The 18,294-nt window shown below is 58.5% G+C and carries 17 protein-coding genes and 2 tRNA genes; 4 read left to right on the top strand and 15 right to left on the bottom strand.

Features of this window, described 5'->3' with window-relative positions:
* Window positions 1–12: 12 nt before the first annotated feature.
* From VM554_08730 to VM554_08690, 9 genes are all read right to left on the bottom strand, one after another.
* On the bottom strand, window positions 13–1,602 hold the full coding sequence (locus VM554_08730) for a hypothetical protein (protein ID HVJ08457.1): 1,590 nt from the start codon (window positions 1,600–1,602) through the stop codon (window positions 13–15).
* Window positions 1,603–1,977: 375 nt separating this feature from the next.
* Window positions 1,978–2,535, bottom strand: coding sequence for a carboxypeptidase-like regulatory domain-containing protein (locus tag VM554_08725; GenBank protein HVJ08456.1), 558 nt, complete (start codon window positions 2,533–2,535; stop codon window positions 1,978–1,980).
* A 58-nt stretch (window positions 2,536–2,593) separates the two neighbouring features.
* A complete protein-coding gene (locus VM554_08720; protein HVJ08455.1) occupies window positions 2,594–4,033 on the bottom strand; it encodes a heavy metal sensor histidine kinase in 1,440 nt (479 codons plus the stop codon).
* Window positions 4,030–4,713, bottom strand: a complete 684-nt coding sequence (locus VM554_08715) for a response regulator transcription factor (protein ID HVJ08454.1) — start codon at window positions 4,711–4,713, stop codon at window positions 4,030–4,032. Before VM554_08715 ends, VM554_08720 begins: the two co-directional genes overlap by 4 nt.
* 230 nt (window positions 4,714–4,943) lie before the next feature.
* Window positions 4,944–5,663 (bottom strand): hypothetical protein, encoded by a 720-nt coding sequence (locus VM554_08710; GenBank protein ID HVJ08453.1) that lies wholly within the window; start codon window positions 5,661–5,663, stop codon window positions 4,944–4,946.
* A gap of 178 nt (window positions 5,664–5,841) precedes the next feature.
* Window positions 5,842–5,916, bottom strand: a tRNA-Cys gene (locus tag VM554_08705).
* Between the two features lie 112 nt (window positions 5,917–6,028).
* A tRNA-Gly gene (locus tag VM554_08700) sits at window positions 6,029–6,103 on the bottom strand.
* Window positions 6,104–6,176: 73 nt separating this feature from the next.
* A complete protein-coding gene (locus VM554_08695) occupies window positions 6,177–6,944 on the bottom strand; it encodes an ABC transporter ATP-binding protein (GenBank protein HVJ08452.1) in 768 nt (255 codons plus the stop codon).
* A 91-nt stretch (window positions 6,945–7,035) separates the two neighbouring features.
* A complete protein-coding gene (locus VM554_08690; protein ID HVJ08451.1) occupies window positions 7,036–7,494 on the bottom strand; it encodes a response regulator in 459 nt (152 codons plus the stop codon).
* Between the two features lie 758 nt (window positions 7,495–8,252).
* On the opposite strand from VM554_08690, the gene VM554_08685 reads away from it, so the two are divergent.
* Complete coding sequence (locus VM554_08685; protein ID HVJ08450.1) at window positions 8,253–9,179, top strand: M23 family metallopeptidase; 927 nt, start codon at window positions 8,253–8,255, stop codon at window positions 9,177–9,179.
* A gap of 201 nt (window positions 9,180–9,380) precedes the next feature.
* Here the strand turns inward: VM554_08685 and VM554_08680 are convergent, their stop codons facing one another.
* Together VM554_08680 and VM554_08675 are read right to left on the bottom strand one after the other, a co-directional pair.
* Window positions 9,381–10,385, bottom strand: coding sequence for a DUF3011 domain-containing protein (locus VM554_08680; protein HVJ08449.1), 1,005 nt, complete (start codon window positions 10,383–10,385; stop codon window positions 9,381–9,383).
* A gap of 239 nt (window positions 10,386–10,624) precedes the next feature.
* The gene (locus VM554_08675; protein HVJ08448.1) at window positions 10,625–11,686 is read right to left on the bottom strand and encodes a VWA domain-containing protein; all 1,062 of its coding nucleotides are present in this window, start codon (window positions 11,684–11,686) and stop codon (window positions 10,625–10,627) included.
* A 205-nt stretch (window positions 11,687–11,891) separates the two neighbouring features.
* On the opposite strand from VM554_08675, the gene VM554_08670 reads away from it, so the two are divergent.
* Complete coding sequence (locus VM554_08670) at window positions 11,892–13,169, top strand: VWA domain-containing protein (GenBank protein ID HVJ08447.1); 1,278 nt, start codon at window positions 11,892–11,894, stop codon at window positions 13,167–13,169.
* On the top strand, window positions 13,169–14,092 hold the full coding sequence (locus VM554_08665) for a DMT family transporter (protein ID HVJ08446.1): 924 nt from the start codon (window positions 13,169–13,171) through the stop codon (window positions 14,090–14,092). Before VM554_08670 ends, VM554_08665 begins: the two co-directional genes overlap by 1 nt.
* 20 nt (window positions 14,093–14,112) lie before the next feature.
* Here VM554_08665 and VM554_08660 read toward each other — a convergent pair whose 3' ends face one another.
* The 3 genes from VM554_08660 to VM554_08650 form a co-directional block, all read right to left on the bottom strand.
* Window positions 14,113–14,931, bottom strand: coding sequence for a PPK2 family polyphosphate kinase (locus VM554_08660; GenBank protein ID HVJ08445.1), 819 nt, complete (start codon window positions 14,929–14,931; stop codon window positions 14,113–14,115).
* A gap of 47 nt (window positions 14,932–14,978) precedes the next feature.
* Window positions 14,979–15,179 (bottom strand): twin-arginine translocase TatA/TatE family subunit, encoded by a 201-nt coding sequence (tatA, locus tag VM554_08655; GenBank protein ID HVJ08444.1) that lies wholly within the window; start codon window positions 15,177–15,179, stop codon window positions 14,979–14,981.
* Between the two features lie 187 nt (window positions 15,180–15,366).
* Window positions 15,367–15,804 (bottom strand): hypothetical protein, encoded by a 438-nt coding sequence (locus VM554_08650; protein HVJ08443.1) that lies wholly within the window; start codon window positions 15,802–15,804, stop codon window positions 15,367–15,369.
* A 124-nt stretch (window positions 15,805–15,928) separates the two neighbouring features.
* Between VM554_08650 and VM554_08645 the strand changes: the two genes are divergently transcribed.
* Window positions 15,929–16,648, top strand: coding sequence for a hypothetical protein (locus VM554_08645; GenBank protein ID HVJ08442.1), 720 nt, complete (start codon window positions 15,929–15,931; stop codon window positions 16,646–16,648).
* Between the two features lie 201 nt (window positions 16,649–16,849).
* On the opposite strand, the gene VM554_08640 is transcribed toward VM554_08645, so the two are convergent.
* Window positions 16,850–18,211 carry a zinc dependent phospholipase C family protein gene (locus tag VM554_08640; GenBank protein HVJ08441.1) on the bottom strand — a complete coding sequence of 454 codons (1,362 nt, stop codon included), beginning with the start codon at window positions 18,209–18,211 and terminating at the stop codon, window positions 16,850–16,852.
* Window positions 18,212–18,294 lie beyond the last annotated feature (83 nt).

The following is an 18,294-nucleotide window of genomic DNA, read 5'->3' as shown; positions in this document are numbered from 1 at the left end:
GCTGGTTTATGCCTAGAACCTGAACTCCAGATCGAGCTGCATGCGCCGCGGTGGTTGCGCAGCAACGGCACGACCGAAGAATGGCGAACGAATTACACCGACGTAGGTCTTGTCATTTTCGTGATTGAGGACATTGAAGGAGTTAACGGAGATCGTAGCAACGGGCCCTTCCTTTCCCGCTTTTGTCAGCAGGAAATCATGTGCAAGGTTAAAGTCCAGGTCGATGTAGCCTGGGCCGTGAAAGGAGTTTCGCGGAACTCCAGCAGGACGATCCACTGCAAGGCTGTCATGATTGTCATCGCTGCCGGTTGTGACATTTACAGGTTTGCCGGAATAGAGCGACAGAGCCGTTCCGAAGTTGAACCAATTGCCCGCTTCCAAGTTTCCTAAAAGGTCAAATTTGTTCCGCTGATCATTGTCGGATCGACCCCACTCGGAACGAGGAAAATTGCTGTTTGCGGGGAAGTAGCTAATGTTCGTCGTATTGTTGTAGGTCTTGCCCAGTGTGTATTGAGCCTGTCCGGTGAAAAACCTGACTGGTTGTCCGCGAAAGGCGATCTCAAGCGCATTCGCTTTCTGATAGCCCTCCGATTGAATCTGCCGTATCTGTCCAAACCTAGGGTTTGGTCGCGCGGTATAGTCAGGCGGAGCGGGGGCGTTCGCATCGACGGAGCGGAATAGATCGATTCCCCTTGAGCCGATGTAGTTCACGGACACGGAACTCTTTCGATTCAACTGCTGCTCGATCCCAACTCCAAATTGGAGAGTGTAGGGGATACGCTGACGCGGGTCGAGAGTGACAACACTTGTTGGAAGATTGACGAGTGCGCTGTCCGCAACCGGATAAGTGGGTTGCTCAAGGATCAATCGTTTGAGACGAACTCCATTGAAGAGCAAGGCATCCGCTATCGGCGCTGGACCTGTGCGGTCAAAGAAGAATCCCGCGCCACCGCGCAGAACCGTATTCCCCTTGGAGGAGGGGGCGTAAGCAAAACTTACCCTTGGCGCAAGGTTATGAGCGATGTTGTGAAAGTGATTCTGCCAGTAGTAGCGGGCACCTATCGAGAAGGAAAGATTCGTCCTGATTCGGATGTTGTCCTCGAAGACGCCGGCAAACGTCGTCTCCAGGAAGGTGATATGCCCGTTTCCACGTTGCACCTGATAGGAAAATGGATGAGAGTTCTGATAATCGGAGAGGCTCGCAAAGGAGTACGTGCCTTGCTGATTGTTGAATTCGTCAAATCCCCGGCGGCTGATATCTGGCACATCAATTCCAAGCTTGATCTCCTGCCTGCCTGTCGAATACGTAACAATGTCGGTTCCATCAAAGTGATACTCCGTTTTTCGGAAGTCTGCCTGCGCCCCGCCGCCCGTGAAGGCGCCGGACACGTTCAATTGCGGCGTCGCATTCAGGCTGTGTGTCGGGTTATCGAAATGGCCAAGAAAGAAGTGAAGCTGGTTAAGAAGTTTTGGAGAGAAGACGTACACATAGCCAAAGTGGAGCTCGTGCTCTAAAAACACAGTATTCATTCCAGCTTCGGGAAGCACGGTTCCACCAACGCCCTGGTTCTTAACCGCGCGGTGTTCGAAGGAGTAGCCCACCCAGAATTGATTTCCCTGACCATAATCGTGGAAGACTCGACCCGAAAGGAAGTAATGATGTGTTGGGTTAGGAACGTTAGCGGTAATGATGCCGGAAGGCCCCGCTGCTACGACGATTGCCTGCTGATTGTCGTTGTCCTTGTCCAGCGCGAGGAGAAAAGTAGTCTTCTTGTCATGACTGAGAGGACCGGTAAGTGACCCCTCAAAGTATGTACGCTGCTCCGATGCCTTGGTTAGAGCGAAGGTGTTGCGCGCATCGAACAGAGAATCGCGATATAGAAAAGTACCCGATCCGTGAAGTTGTGGCGTTCCACCCTTAGTCGTAATTTCTACCCGTGCACGCCCTGGTCTTGAGTAGAGTGCGGTATATGGGTTTTAATTGATCTTCACGCTTTCGATCGCAGATGCCGTCACGCCAGGTCCGTTGGCTTCGGCGCCATTCACGACCAGCGTCACACCGTTGGTCCCTGTCGCGTCGGAGTCGAGAAACCGCGACATCGTCGTGATGTAATCCTTGTCGAATGTCGGAAGACGATCGAGAGCCTGGCTATCGATGGTATTTGCGCTTTGATTCTGTGCAGTCTCAGTCGACACTGCTGCGGATGGGTCGCTGCCAGCTACGGTGATCTCTTCGTTTACCGCTGCGATTGGAAGAACGATCCGTAGTTGTGTACGCGTGGACGCACCGACCTTGACCTGCTGCTTTGTCGCGCGAAATCCTGGCTGCGCCACATCGATGGAATAGCTGCCGGGAGCGATACCGCCGAAGCGGAAGCTGCCAGCCTTATCCGTTGCCTCCTGAGTGATGACTCTACCGTCCGGTGCAGTCAGGACAACCTTTGCGCCGACGATTACGGCTCCACTCGAATCCTGTACGATTCCCGCCAGGACCGGTGAATTTGTGGAAGGTTCTGCGCCTGCAAGAACTGCCATCCAACTCAGCAGCAGAAGAGCGAAATAAGAACGGAGCTGCATGTCACCTCGCAACGCGTTAGGAATTCGAATAACCTGCCGGGGCTACGGCAGGAAGGATCTTTGGCAGGCGAATGCGAAAGGTTGAACCCGGGCCTGGTTCACACACGACCTCTATTCTGCCTCCGTGCATGGAGACCGCCCATGCTGCAATCGACAGGCCAAGGCCGGCGCCGCCTGCAGCGCGAGTGCGCGATTTGTCTACCCGATAGAATCGCTCAAAGATGCGGTCGCGATGCTCCATAGGGATGCCGGGCCCGTTGTCCTGTACTTCGACAATTGCATCGCTCTCCGTCTCTCGAATGCGAACGCGAACCTCTCCTCCATCGGGCGAATACTTGACGGCGTTATGTACAACGTTCACCAGCGCCTGTCGCAGGACGGTGCGATCGGCAGCAACGGTCAGCTCGCCCGTGCCATCGATTCGAATCGCCTGGTGTCGTTCCTCCGCCAGCACTTCGAGAAACTTCACCGTCTCGGTCGCAAGATCCAGGAGATTTACCTGTGCTCGCTGCAATTGCATCCGGCCAGCATCGGCACGAGCCATGGTCAGAAGATTATCGACCAGCGCCGCCAGCCGGTTCGTTTCTTCCAGCATGCTTCCGATCGTGTTTCGGTAGTACCTCACATCGCCGTGCATTTGCAGAGAGACTTCGCCAACGCTTTGGATCGCGGTCAGTGGAGTTCGCAGCTCATGAGAAGCGTCAGCAGTAAACTTCCGCAATTGGTCGAAGGAGCGCTCCAGCCTTGCCAGGGTAGCGTTGAACGCAACGCCCAATTGACCTAATTCATCATTCGGATTCTCGATCTGCAAGCGCTCGTTCAGTTGCTCTGCCGTGATCTGCGCTGCGTGTTGCGCCATCGCGTCCACTGGTTTCAGGGCTCGTGCGGCCACCAGGTATCCCGTCAATGCGACAGCGATTACGGTCAGCGGAAGTCCGAAGCCCAGAACCGTGACCATCTCCCAAAACTCTCTCCAGAGTGGCTCTTCGCTCACAGCCAGCCGAACCACCACAGGGTTGCCAACGGCCATATGGTGGAGGCGGCTGATGGTGCGCAGCCGCATGCCAGAGGGCAGGCGGATGGAATGCGGGTCTTGCCGGCTGAAGCCTGCACCTTTTCCCGGGGGAAGGCCGAGAACCTGGTTCCGGAGTTGTGCACTGTGATAAATCAACGAGCCCTGCTGGGACCAGACCTCTAGAAAGTAGCCATGCTCAAGCTCGCCTTCCTCTGCCTCTCCTTCTCGCGAGCTGATCTGCAGGGTTCCGTCCGGAGCGGCTAAGAGCGCTCCTTCAACCGTCTCAACATCGCGATGCAGGCTGGAGTCCAGCTCTTCGCGCAAGTTCCGAAGAAAGAACGCAGAAACGCCAACTGCGTAGAGTAGAAGCCCCACCGCCAGCAACGAAGCGTACAAGAGGGTCAGGCGCGTCCGAAGGTTTGCTCGACGAAGGCTGCTCATGCATCGTCCTCGCTTAGCGTGAATCCAACGCCCCTTACTGTATGCAGAAGCTTCTGTTCAAACGGCTCGTCCATTTTCCTGCGCAGCCGCGCGACGTGTACGTCGATCACGTTGTCGAGAGGCGTTGCCCTGCCGGTCTCCTGCCACACATCGCGCGCGAGCATCTGGCGCGAAACCACCCGGCCATGATTGCGCGCCAGGTATTCGAGCAGTTCGAACTCCCGCGCCGTCAGATCAAGACGGCGACCCTCGCGGCTGACCGTTCTTCTGACAGGATCAATCTCAAGCGAAGCAATCAGCAGAACATCCGTGGGCTCCGGTTTATTGCGACGCAGCAGCGCACGGATGCGCGCACTCAACTCAGCAAACGCAAACGGCTTTACCAGGTAGTCGTCAGCGCCCATATCCAGACCCAGAACCCGGTCTTCAATCGCATCTTTCGCAGTGAGCAGGAGAACGGGAGCCTTCAAACCTTGTTTCCGCAGTGCATTCAGGATCTCGAGTCCATCCCGGCCAGGCAGCATGATGTCCAGAAGGAGCAGGTCGTAAGAGTTGGAACTGGCATGAAAGAAGCCATCCTCTCCCGTCTGTGCCCATGTAATCTCATAACCCTGCGCCTCAAGGCCCTCGCTCAGCGCACTGCCAACTTTGATCTCGTCTTCCACCAGCAGAATCCGCACCGTGGACCTCTCTTCTTATATAAGCCCTGATTATCCCGCTTCTTGCTGAAGTGTTCCTGAAGAGTTTCTGTCCAGAAAGTCAGGATTGTGGCTTACCAAGTAGGACGCACTGGGGGGCGATTTTGTGGTCGCAGAGAAAACGATTGGTGCAGATCGTGCCAACGTGAAGACCAGTAAAGGGACTGTCAATGCATCGCGGCAATCCCGCAGGACGCTGGCCAGAAACGACACTATTGGGGAGGGTTCGCTCGATGGTTCCTTACCTCGACAGGAGTTATTCCGGCAAGTGTCTCCTCCGTCGAACGTGAACCGGTGCCCCTCGTGATTCGCAAGCAGCCCAGGGTTTGAATCAGAAAAATTGCCATGGTAATCGTCGCAAAGACAAAGACCCAGGGAAGTCGTCGTTTTTCGATCAACTGGTAGGCGATGCCGTGAGCCACGGTGAGAGCGGCGGCCACGTAGGTCCAGCGTTGCAGGGATTTCCATCGGCGCATTCCCAGGGATCGCAAGGAGACGTCATTCGATATTGCCAAGAGCATCAGGAATAGAATCGCTGCACCAAGCCCGATATAGTTTGCCAGGCCAAATTCGGTATTTTGCAGCCTTAGAGGGTGCAACCGCTTGAAGAAGTACATCCACATCCGTCCGCGAAGATGCACCGTCAAGCCGATGGCGGTATGCAGAATGGCGAGCACTCCGGCCCAGATCCCGATGTCGCGGCGCAGATCGAAGCTTACGGGATTTGCCCGCCGCCGCAAGACATTCCACGGTCCAACCCACAGAGAAGCTGCAAGAAAGATCAGGCCAGCATACGCTGTGGCCATGCTGAGGCGATGGCGAGCATCGGGTGGAGGCGTCGCCAGGTAGGCCAGACAAGTGATCCCGGCTGCGGTCGCAAGCAGTATCAGATGACGTTTCGATCGGCGAATCCAGTAGGATTTTCCAGCCATGATGTAGTGGCCCTTAAAGCAAGGGATTGCTCTGAATTTGGCTAACTGAAGTGCTCATCCAGTATCTACGAGAATCAGCGGGCTCGCGGAAAAAAGCACACGAGACTCGCTCACTACGGCGAGCGTTTAACTCTCAGGATCGATCTAGCTGATTGAGCAAACTGGCTTATGAACAAACTGGAGGCGCGGGTGGGAATCGAACCCACGCATAAAGGTTTTGCAGACCTCTCCCTTACCACTTGGGTACCGCGCCGGGTTGGAATGACGTATCAGTGGCGCATTGCGGTGTTTTGTCAGCCATGCAGATCTCTCGGCTTAATGATACAGGGCAGAAGAGAACTACTGTTCCGAGCGGCTCGGCTGACTGGAGCGGGAGACGGGATTTGAACCCGCGACCCTTGCCTTGGCAAGGCAATGCTCTACCACTGAGCTACTCCCGCTCGGTACTCATCGAGTATATCGGTCAGGCAGTCTAAAGGTCAACGAAGGCCGCTATGCCTGACCGCGCTATCGTTAAAACACTTCTCCGGCTGCCGCTCCATCGAAGCCTGGCTGTGCCTGGTGCGCGGTCGGAGCGGTACGGGTGAGCGCGCCGGCGCCCTGTTCAACGCTGACAATCTCACCATCGCGCATGTGCAGGATGCGGTCTGCGATGGCAGCAGCCTCGGGATTATGGGTAATCATCAGGACGGTCTGCTTGAACTCGCGATTGGACTGCTGCAGCATCTTTAGGACGATTTCCGAATTCCTGGTATCGAGATTGCCGGTCGGCTCATCCGCAAGCACGATGGCCGGATGCGTAATGAGTGCCCGCGCAATGGCAACGCGCTGCTGCTCGCCACCGGAGAGCTCCGCCGGCCGATGCTGCAACCTGCCAGTGATGCCGAGCAGGTCTGCCAGCTGAGTCAGAAAGGCGTGATCCATCGAATCCTTGCGGCCGGAGATGTCATAGGCGATCTCGATGTTATCGAGGGCGGAAAGCGTGGGCAGCAAGTTGAACTTCTGGAAGACGAAGCCGATCTTCGACTTGCGCATGCTCGTGCGCTCGGCATCGGTAAGGCTAGCGAAGTCCACGCCATCGATCTTGACGCTGCCGGAGGTAGCGTGCGTGAGCCCGCCGAGTACATAGAACAGCGTCGATTTCCCGCTGCCGGAGGGGCCGACAATGCTGACGAACTCTCCCGGTTCGATAGAGAAGGAAACGTTGCGCAGCGCGGGGACTTCGATTTTTCCAGCGTGGTAGACCTTGCTCAGTTTGTCGGCGACGATGATGGGTTGCACACACCGATTGTAACTGGGGATGGCGGAGGGAGATAGCCCGGGGAGCCCGGAAAGCGAGCTCCCCTCCCGCAATGATGCAGCAAAGGAACCTTCAGGATGCGACGGCGACCTCGGACAGCGCCTCGGGGGCATAGCTGTCCTGGTGCCGGGGAGCGGAGACGTGCGGCACGGTGGTGCGCTTGGGGCCACGCTTGCGGGCGATCAGCAGACGGATGCGATCGAGGATCTCAGCCGCGGAGCAGGCTCCTTTGGGCAGGAAGGCATCGGCCCTGTCGGCCCGATCAAAGGCCTTGACGCTGCCGCTGAGGAGAATCATCGGGGTTTCCGGGGTGAGCTCCTTCATGCGGCGAACGAGTTCGTTGCCATCCATGCGGGGCATCAGCAGATCGCTGAGAACGAGATCAATGCCGCCCTGGGCGAATATATCCAGCGCTTCTTCTGGGGTAGTTGCGCTCAACACGCGATAGCCGCGTGTTTCCAGCATGAATTGACGTACGGAGAGTGCTTGTTGATTGTCGTCTACGCAGAGAATAGTTTTCTTGGGCCTCATGACATCCTGACTGCCCCGGAGGTTGTGAGCGGGGCGGTTTCGAGGCGCACGTCTTCGTGCACCTGGAAATGCAATAGGTGGCACAACCCGGTCCGGAGGAAATAGAACGCCGCTCCCCGTGCACAGGCGAAAAAGCGCAAAGGCTTCTCCGTCCGCTCACGCGGTGCCGCTCTGCCCAGCTTCGGACCGGGTTGCGGAGAGCAGAAGCTGCGGGCGATGGTTGCCAGGCACCGGGCGACAGCCGGAAGAATCCGCATCCCTTCACGGCAGTTGGGCCGGAACATGGCAGATCTTCGAGCCATCGAAGCCGGGCGCATGCCTGCGAGCTTCTGCTCTAACTCAAGTTGTGGTTCAAATAGGCGAAAGTTGTGTTCCGAATATTTCCGGAACGCTTGCCAAGAGTACGAAGTGCGGAGCGACCTGTAAACGGGGAATATGGGGCGAAGAGCGCACGAATTTTACTCTGGCGTTTACACAAAAACTGTCATCCTGCCTTGGTTGCTGGCGATGCGCGACCTTCGAGCTGTTGAAAGCATGTGCATCCTTCAAGGAAAAGGGGGTCGGTTGCAACAAGAACGGTGCTGCCTTTTCTGCCAGATTCAGCATGAAATTTCGCCATGGTGGATTGAGCCCAGAGAGATTCGCCTGAGATTCGCTAGAGTTCGTCCAGAGAGAACGGCGAATCTTGCTACTGTGAGGGTATGAACTGCGGATATGGGGTGGGCCCGGACGGGAGGGCTGATGGGAGCCGGGCCTGGATGAGGCGAGCCGGGAGAATCGCTGCACTGCTGCCTGCCTTGTGGATTCTCTTGGGGATTGCCATTTTGCCGGGTGCCGTGGGTATGGCCAGGGCGCAGAGCGACGCGGCGATCCGCAGGGTCAATTGGGAACCGCAGCCCCTGGCAGTGGGTTCGCCATGCGTCTTTACGGTGGAGGTGGGCGGCTCCGCGATTGGCGTGAAGGGACATTGGCTGGGGCATGATCTGGTATTTACGCAGGCGAGCCAGCCCGGCAAATGGTATGCGCTGGCGGGAGTGGACGTGGAGGAGACTCCGGGCAGGCAGGAGCTCTCGATCGAAGCCGCATTGCCGGGGGGAGAGACGGCGCGGGCCAGCCGGGAAATCGAGATCGTTCCATCGGCGTACAAGACGGTGGAGCTGCGTGTGCCCAGCCAGTTCGTCGAACCGGACGCTCCGACGCTGGTGCGAATTGCCGAGGAGAAGAAGGTCAAGGACGCAGCCTTTGCCCACCAACTGCCGGCGGTCGAGTGGAGGAGCAACTTTGTGCTCCCGGTAAATGCACCTGCAACCGACTCGTTTGGCACCCGCCGCGTCTTCAACGGGGAGACGGCAAGCATCCATCGCGGCATGGATTTTCGCGCGAGGGTGGGAACGCGTGTGAGAGCGGCAAACGCCGGGGAGGTCGTCCTGGCAAAGAATCTCTTTTACGAAGGTGGCCTGGTGGTGATCGATCACGGGCAGCAGTTCATGACTCTGTACATGCACCTCTCCCGCATCGAGGTAACCGCAGGCGAACAGGTTCGGAAGGGGCAGGAAATTGGTTTGAGCGGTGCAACCGGCCGCGTGACTGGGCCCCATTTGCATATGGCTGTGCGGTGGCAGGGAGCCTATCTCGATCCAGCCAAGTTGTTTTCGTTGAAGCTGCCGGAGTTTCCGGCGAAGTAGGGATAGACCTGGATGGCTGGATGGCAGCGAGTGCAGCCATTCCACGGGAGAATGACTGCACTCGGTTTTTGCGCCTTGCTGTTAGCGGACAAAGAAGGTAAGCGGCAGCCCTCTTCTTCGCTTCGCTTAGGATGGCAACCGGGTGCTCACTAGGATGCCATTGTTGTCAGTGCTCCAACGTGGACACGCATGGCCGCCAAATCAGCGGTTGTCGTCGTGGTCATCGTCGCGATCGTGGCGGCGACCATTGTTGTACCTTCCGCCACCGACGATGAAGTCGGCACGGCAACCTTTATCCACCCAGATACCGCGTTGATCGTAGCCCCAGGACTCTCCCTGTACGCAGGGAGTGCCGCTGATCTGCTGCGAGAGCCGAACGCCGCCGTTTACGTTGGTATTGCAATAGTGACGGTTGCCATCATCGGAGCTGCAGCGGATCGTCTGGCCTGTGCCATAGTTGCCGCCGTAATTGCCCCCGTAGTTCCCGCCGTTATAGCTTCCGCTTCCGATGACGAAGTCGGCACGGCAGCCTCTATCTACCCAGATGCCGCGTTGATCGTAGCCCCAGGTCTGCCCCTGTACGCAGGGAGTGCCACTGATCTGCTGGGAGAGCTGCACGCCGCCGTTTACATTGGCGTTGCAGTAGTGGCGACCGCCATCGTCGGAGCTGCAGCGGATCGTCTGGCCCGAGCCATTGCCGCCGTAATTTCCACCGTAGTTCCCGCCGTTATAGTTTCCGGTGCCGACGCTGAAGTCCGCGCGGCAGCCCTGATCCACCCAGATGCCCCGCGAATCATAGCCCCAAGTCTGCCCCTCCACACAAGGGGAGCCGCTGAGTTGCTGCGCAAGCTGCACGCCGCTCGCTACGTTGGCATTGCAGTAGTGGCGCCCGCCATCGTCTGAGGTGCAGCGCACCGTTTGGCCATAGGCATTTGGTGTGTAGCTGGCATTCCCGACGGTAAACTCGGCGCGGCAGCCCTTATCCACCCAGATGCTACGCGAATCGGTGCCCCAGGTCCGATTCAGGATGCAGGGAGAGCCGCTGATCTGCCGGGAAAGTTGCACCCCACCACGAACATTGGCGGCGCAGTGATGTCGCCCGCCATCATCCGAATTACAGCGAACTGTATTCTGCGCCAGCGCAGCGCGCGGCACTACACAGCAAAATGCAGCGAGCAGCAGGCTCCCCAAAATGAAACGCTTCATCGTCAAACCTCTCTTCCAGGAACTACCGCTTAGGGTTCCCGCGGTAGAGTTCCTAAATCCTAGGATGCACCGTAAAGGGAAAGAGGTAATGACAACTTCAACGATTTCAATGGCAAGTAACTCATATCTAACGCCCCTTGGGGACGAGGGCTGCCGCCGGGGGATGCGCGCTATAGGTTGCAGGGGGCGCTGGCAGAGCGCTCCGCCCGCAACGTTTCGACGGGAAGCGAATGCCGTGTTTATTGTTCGTCTGGCCTCTGGGCGTAGTAGCCTTTGCGGGCTTGCACTTTGAGACCGTCGCCCTTGCATTGGATGTCGATGTGGCGGTAGCTGCCATCCAGCTTGCTGTTGGTGGGCGTGTAATTGGCAAGGTACTGGGTGCGTAGCTCATCCTCTATTTGCTTGAAGGCCGCCTCCAGTTTTTTGCCATTGTTGCCCACGTCGATGACGCGTCCTCCGGTTTCCTCTGCCAGCTTTCGCATGGCGGCATCGCCGGTATAGCCACCGATCATGCCATTGAAGTAGAAGCCGCGATCGGCAATGAGCAGTACGTAGGCGATGGTATTCGCCTTCTGTGCCGCCTCAATCGCGCCGGTGATCTTTTCCTGGCTGCCCTGGTCTTCTCCGTCCGTGAGCAGGATCATGGCCTTGCGGCCAGTCTCCTGGCGAAGCTTTTCATTTGCAGCGAGATAGACGGCATCGTAGAGCAGGGTTCCCTTGGGGGTTCCGTGTTGAGGGATGGGCCCCTGCCCGATGCCGGGAACACCCCCGGCTCCGTTTCCGCCAGCGGTATTGATCACCGCCTTGTTCATGGCTCGCTGCAGTTGGTGCGCGTTGCTGGTGTAGTCCTGCAGCAAGTCCACGCCTACGTCGAAGGAGATGAGGAAGGCCTCATCCTTGGGGCGAAGAATCCGCTCGAGAAACTGGCTGCCGACCTGCTGCTCGAGAGGCAGGACGTTCTGCTGGCTGCCGCTGGTGTCGAGCAGGATGCCGAGGGTGAGGGGCTGGTCGGCTTCTGCCGAGAAGTTCTTGAGCTTCTGCGGTGCTTTGTCCTCGAAGACGCTGCAGTCGTCCCGGGTGAGGTTGGAGATGAGGCCATTTCGCCGATCCCGCACCGTGAAGTAGAGGCTGACCAGGTTGACGTTGACCTTCAGGGTCTCCATGGGAGCATCCTGCGCAACGCTCTCGGTATCCGGCGCGGTGCTGACGGGTGGTGCATCGGGAGACGGGGCTACCTGCGCCTGAAGTCCAAGGGTGGCCGAGGCCAGCAGCAGGACGAGACTCAGCTTACGATTCGGCATCTTTTTTAGACGTAGATCCATGGTTAAAGTCAGCATAGCAACCACCCTATGGCTAAAGTTGCGAAGGTGCTGGTAAGCAACAGGAAAAAGGTTCAGATCTGGTACTCTGACAGTTGGCGATACCCGGCCTGGCAAATGGCACGGGCGCATCTTAATTTCTGTCAGGTTCGGGGGTTCTCTGGTGACCGCAGGTTTCTTGTCCATAGTGCTGGCCCTTCTTGTATCAGGACAGCCGCAACAGCAAAAGCAGGATGTTCCCGACGCGCCTGCGCCCCAGAGCAGCACGGGTGGGCTGGTGGAGACGCCAGCGCCGCAGAGCGCTCCTGGACTGGGGGATCTGCGGAATCAGATCGCACCGGGCAAATCGGCGACCCCGGACTCGCCGACAGGAGTGGCTTCGCCCTCGGCACCTCCATCCGTACAGATTGCGCCTTCAAATTCCCAGCAGGAAGCGCCGCCAGAGATGCTTCCTGAACCGGGTCAGGGCCCGGCGACGGTGATCCGCGTACCGGTAAACTTTGTCGAAGTGCCGGTGACGGTTCGCGACTCCAAGGGGCACCTGGTGGCAGGGCTCACGTACCGGGATTTCAAGATCTACGAGAACGACCAGCGCCAGCGGCTGCAACTCTTCACGGTGGATCCTTTCCCGCTCTCGATTTCGTTTGTGATCGACCAGTCTGTTTCGACCGAAACGATGCGCAAGGTGAACGACGCGCTGGCGGAGATTACCGGCGCGCTGACTCCGCAGGATGAGGTCTCTCTGTTCACCTATAGCAATGGGGTGGAGCAGGCGACGGAGTTTACCGCGTCCCAGAGCGGGCGGCTGGCGATGGCGATTGAACGCTCCAAAAAGCCGGGTCGCGATATGGGTGTGCCGGTGAATTCCGGTCCCCTGGCCAGCGGTCCGATGATTAACGGACACTCGGTCGATCCGAACCTGACGCCGCAGCGCAATAGCGCCGGGGTGCTTACGATTCCGAAGGAAGTTCATACGCTCAACGATGCGATTCTGCGAGCAGCGCAGGAAACGGCCGGGCGCGAAAAAGGACGCCGCCGCGTGATCTACGTGATCAGCGATGGGAAAGAGGCGGGGAGCAAGGCCTCCTACCGGGAAGTGGTTCGCTACCTGCTGACCAACAAGATCGCGGTATACGGCACTCTGGTGGGAGATTCGGCCACCTGGGGCGTCGGCTATCTGGACAAGTTCCACATCTGGGGATTGCCGACAAACAACATTCTTCCGAAGTATGCGCTGACGACGGGCGGAACGCTGGACTCGGAAAACTCGGTGAGTGGAATCGAGAAATCGATTGCGAATCTGACGGAGTCGATCCGCACGCAATACACGCTGGGCTACATCAGCCATCAGCCGGTCATCGACGGCAAGTATCGCAAGATTCGCGTCGATGTAGCACGCCCGAATCTGGAAGTGATCGCACGCGACGGCTACTACCCCTCGGCATCCGACGCTAGAAGCCGGTGATGCCGGGTGGGCCAACCCTGGGCGCGACTGCGCTCGGGCTTCTATCTGCAGCGGCGTGGGGCGGCGGCGACTTTGCCGGAGGGATGGCGGTGCGCCGCGCCTCCCCGTTTGTGACGGTCGCGCTGGTGCATGGCCTGAGCCTGCTGATGCTGCTTGCCCTCCTGTATTGGCTTGGGACACCCCTGCCTTCCGCCCGAGGGAAGATGCTCGGCATTCTGTGTGGTCTGGTTGCCGGGCTCTCGGTTGCGCTGTTTTATGAGGCGCTTTCCCTGGGGAAGATGGGCCTGTCAGCGGCTATCGCCGGGGTGCTCTCGGCGGCTATTCCGGTGGCCTTTTCTTTCTTCACCGAGGGGCTTCCGCGCCCGATTCAAATCGTGGGGTTTCTGCTGGCGGGAGTCGCGATCTGGCTGGTCGCTTCGGCGCCGGGTGGTGGCACCCATCCCCGGGGACTGGGCCTTGCGACTTTGGCCGGCATCGGCTTTGGCGTGTACTTCATCCTGCTGAAGCTGGCGGGCCGCGAAGGGGTCGTTTGGGCGTTGACCTTTGCGCGTATCGGCAGTTTTGCGCTGGCTGCCACCGTAGTAGCGTTCCAGTGGGCGATGCGCCAGCGTGCCAGCGTCGCCGCTCCTGCCTTGCCGCAGCTCTCAGGTCCGCCTGAGCCCTCCAATTCGAAGTCTGGCTCGCTGCTGGCTCCCGCATTTGTTGGGCTGGTGGTTGCTACCTGTGTGCTGGATACCGGCGGCAACTGGTTCTACACGCTTGCCACCCGCGCGGGGCGGCTCGACGTGGCCGCGGTGCTCTCCTCGCTCTATCCGGCAGGAACCATGCTGCTGGCGGCCTGGCTCTTAAAGGAGCGGACGACCCGGGTGCAGACGCTGGGCATGGTGCTGGCGCTGGGAGCGGTGATTCTGATCGCGTTGTAGGGCGGGAAGAAGCTGCCGGATCAGAGGCGAATACTGGCTGGGTCGAAGGTGGGCTTAGGGTATTTCATCTTCAGGTTATTCATCGCCTTTACCAGGATCTCCGAGATGGCCACATTGCGATACCACTTATGGTCGCTGGGAATGAGAAACCATGGCGCAAATTTGCGGCTGGTATTGCTGATCGCGTCTTCGTAGGCAGCTTCGTATTCGCTCCACAAGTGGCGTTCGACGAAATCGGCTTCGCTGACCTTCCAGCGCTTGTCGACATCGGCTAGGCGGGCCTCCAGCCGACGAGTCTGCTCGTCTCTGCTGATGTGGAGAAAAAACTTGAGAATGGTGACGTTGTTTTCCGCCAGAGTCTCCTCAAAATCCACAATCTGCCGGAAGCGTTGGCGGACTACCTTGCCGGTGATGGCCTTGTGGACACGCGGGACCAGCACATCTTCATAATGCGAGCGGTTAAAGATGCCGATGGTGCCAGCCCGAGGAATGGCGTTGTGCGCACGCCACAGGTAGTCGTGCTGCTTTTCGAGCGGTGTGGGTGGCTTGAAGGATGTGACATTGCAGGCCTGCGGATTCACGCCGGTAAAGATATGGCGTATGGTTCCATCCTTGCCGGATGTATCCATACCCTGAAGAACGACAAGAACGGCGTGCTTGTTCTCTGCGGTCAGCAGTTCCTGCAGCGTTTCCAGCCGTTGCACGTGCCGCTGCAACGCGGCGTTTGCGTCGGGCTCGGCCTTATATTCTCCGGAGTCCGCAGCAGATACTTTTGCCAGGCGGACCCTGGTGTGAGGTTTGACGAGATAAGGGGACTTGACCTTGATTTTCGCGCTCATCCGAACGAGATCACCCGTAAAGCCGGCTTGGAACTGGCCTTGGAGGGTTATTTGGGTTCGATGGGATGCGTGTTGGTTGCGGTCGTAGTCGTATCCTTAGGCGCATCGGGAGTGCCCTTGATGCCGTCCTTAAAGCCACGCATTGCCTCGCCGAGACCCTTGCCCAGCTCGGGTAATTTGCGGGGGCCGAAGAGCAGCAGAGCAACGACAAGAACTACCAGCAGATGCCACGGTTGGAACTCACCCATAAAAACTCCTTCTACAGCACGACGTCTGGGACGACAAAATAAATTCTTTTCCCGACGCACCATATTGTCGCACAGAGAGGGTATTCTCCACAGCGGCAGAGCGCGCTTCCACCTGTATCTCACTGCAATGGGTGCCTATCCTGCAAAATCCAGGCAGCCGTAGCCGGCTCCGGCGATCCTTCGACGATCAATGAATGGGCGCGGGAGGACCGAGCCGTTTCGCCACCATATTGTAGAAATCGGAGACATTTTCCGCAGTTCCGAGGGTAAGGCGGCGATAGGCCTTCATTACGGGATAGAGGTGGGAGCCGCGGATTTCGAGCGAGGGCACGGCCAAATCTCCGCCGGGATACTGATTCATCTGCCAGTCGCCACCATAGCGCCGGCGCACGACTTCTCCCAGGTAGGCGCCCCAGATGCGGGATTCGTGTTCGAGATCCGCGGAAGGCTCGGCGGGTGCGGCTACCGCGGTCAGGCATCGCTCCAGGGATGCAATGGATTCGCTGCTGAAATCGAGCTTTTCCCCATGCTTGGCGGCCATGCGCACCGCCTCGTCCGCATAGGCCAGCATCATCGCGTCGAGGGAATTGAAGACTGCTTCGGAGAGGTTTTTCTTCCCGCTCATGGATTGAGACTACCCGACTGTGGCTCTTGCTGCCAGCGCGCGAGCGTCAGAAAGCGCCACCGAGCGTCTGACAGGAACGGCGGACCCATGTATCGTAAGTTCAGGACCTCCTGTGGGAGAAAGAATGCGCAATTTGACTTTTGTTTTCAGGACGACCCTCGCCCTTTTGTGTGCGGGAGCGATGCTGTGTGGATCAGGATTACGGGCTCAGACCCAGAAACCGACTCCAACGGAGAACCTGCCGCCACCGACCTATTCGCTGCAGAACGACACGCTTGCCGGGGTGCGCTACGACAATAACTGGCAGCTGTACTTTGGTGCGGGATTCCGGCACTTCAATGCAGGGCCGAACCTGTTCCACGGCGCAAGCCTGGGCGGACCCGACGTGCAGATTACCCGGCGGTTGTCGCATCGCTGGGCGGTCACGGGCAATGGGCGCGGATATTGGGGAACCAGCGGCGCGGCGCCGAACAAGTACGGTATCGAAGGGCCAATGGTGAGCGAGTATCTCTTCCTTGGCGGCCCGGAATATCGCGGACCGAGAAACGAGCATGCCGCGCTGAACTTTCATGCGCTGGTGGGCGGAGCGCGTGCCACCTATGATTCGGACCTGGGAAAAGTGCCGCCGGGCGCTGTCGGCTTCTATAACAACGGAACCAGCTTTGCTGGCGCGTTTGGCGGATCTCTGGACCTGAACCGCTCGCCGCGCTGGGCTCTGCGGATCTCTCCGGACATGATGCTGACCCATCATGGAAGCGAGTATCAGGAGCAGTTCGCCCTCTCTGTGGGCGTGCTGTACCGCTGGACAAAGAAGCAGCCTCATCCCGCCGCGAAAAAGCCCTGAAGCCGCTTTGCAGGATGAGCGATAGGATCAGGTCTGGATAGAACCGGGCAGAACCAGGACAATGAGCGTAGGACAGGGCCGGCCGCGAGAGCATCGCGAGCCGGCTTTTGTCGTCGCAGGCGCCTGCAATGTGGATGAATCGCGGACGGCTAGATATGCGGTGCCCGCGACGCGATCTGCGCTGGATTGTATCGAGTGGAACTAATCGAGTGGGATGGCGGGTTCCTGCGTACTCGTGGGCTGATCGGAGACCTTGAGGACGTCAAGTTTGGCATTGCGGAGCAACTCCAGGTTCTGCTGCGTGGTGAGCCATTCCTTAGGCTTCTCCGTAACATGGTTGTGGGCGCCGGGCGCGTAGAAAGCCAGCAGGCGGGCGCGGAGTGCGCCGGGGATAGGCGTCTCCGGCTTCTTGACGATGGTGGCGAGCAGCCGGGAGTAGGTAAAATCGGCGAGCTTGTATTCCCCAGGTGTGGTGTCTGCTCCGGTGTCGAGGTCACGGTCCGGCAATTCGAGCTTGGTCTGGTATGCAGGCTCTTGTCGAAGCTGCGTCAGAAATGCGTCGTAGTGATCCACCGTGTTGTTCAGGCTATGAAGAAACTGCTGCTGCGTATCGGCGTTGGGCAGGTGCATCGCCAATCCCTTAAACGGGCCGACCTTGGGCACTAAGCCGAGAAAGAAGGATAGGACGCGAGATCCGCAGCCTGGCTTGCGGTAGGTCTTGCCCCAGTCTTTCTCATACGCGGCGCGGCTTATGCGGTAGCGGAGTTTGCGGCTGTCGTAGTTGGGATTGTCCTTCTCAATTTGCTTGCCGAATCGCACGACGGCGACGCGCGTCATCTTGGGGATGAGGTTGCTGACGCTTCTGCGATAGGTTCCGATGGCCAGATCCTCATGGTTGAGGATCTGGTTGACCTCAAAGCCGTAGGTGTCGCGGAAGGCGCGTTCCAGCAGAGGTTTGGCTACTTCAAACCCAATGAAGTTGTGATAGGCATCCGGCGGATAACGGTTGTGCACGACCGCGACTACGTCAAAGCCAAACTCCGTCTGGAGGTGAGCCGCGGGCGCCTCAAAGTAGGTGACAATGTGGCCGAATTTCTTGCTCAGATTGGGGTACTCCTCCGCCGTTGCCTTGTTGACCGTGGGATGGCCGTAAGTATCGGCGGTGTAGTGGGCAAGCGCACCCAGGGCAAAGGCATACTCATTCACGTCCGACGATTCGCTTAGCAGGCTGAGGACGAAGTCGCCGGTGCGGACGTAGTGCAACAGATCGGAGAAGAAGTGGCTCCCGAACGGGTAGTAGCCAATGTCCTGGATGATGCATCCGCCATAGGCATAGGCATGCGCCTTATCGAGTTCCTCGGGCGTGGCCTGCGGGAAGCGCGAAAGCAGCAGCGGGACGATCTGGTCCTTCCATGCGAGATCGACGACCTCCTCATGGGAGAGTACGGAGTAAGCATGGATGCGCTGCGGCGCTATCGCGAGCAATACGATGAGGACAGGGGTGAGGAGGCCCGAGAGAAGCTGGCGTATCTGAATTCCAGGGTAGATTTTCGTCAAGGTCATGGATCTCGCTAACTGTATGACCACTTGCTGCATAGGATGCAGGGCGCAGGCCGCCAGATGGCTCGTGAGGCAGCGGCAGCTTC

The organism is Acidisarcina sp. (genome assembly GCA_035539175.1).
Classification (GTDB): domain Bacteria; phylum Acidobacteriota; class Terriglobia; order Terriglobales; family Acidobacteriaceae; genus JANXZS01.
The sequence above is the reverse complement of the archived record's forward strand: the minus strand, read 5'-3'. Positions and strand labels throughout refer to the sequence as shown.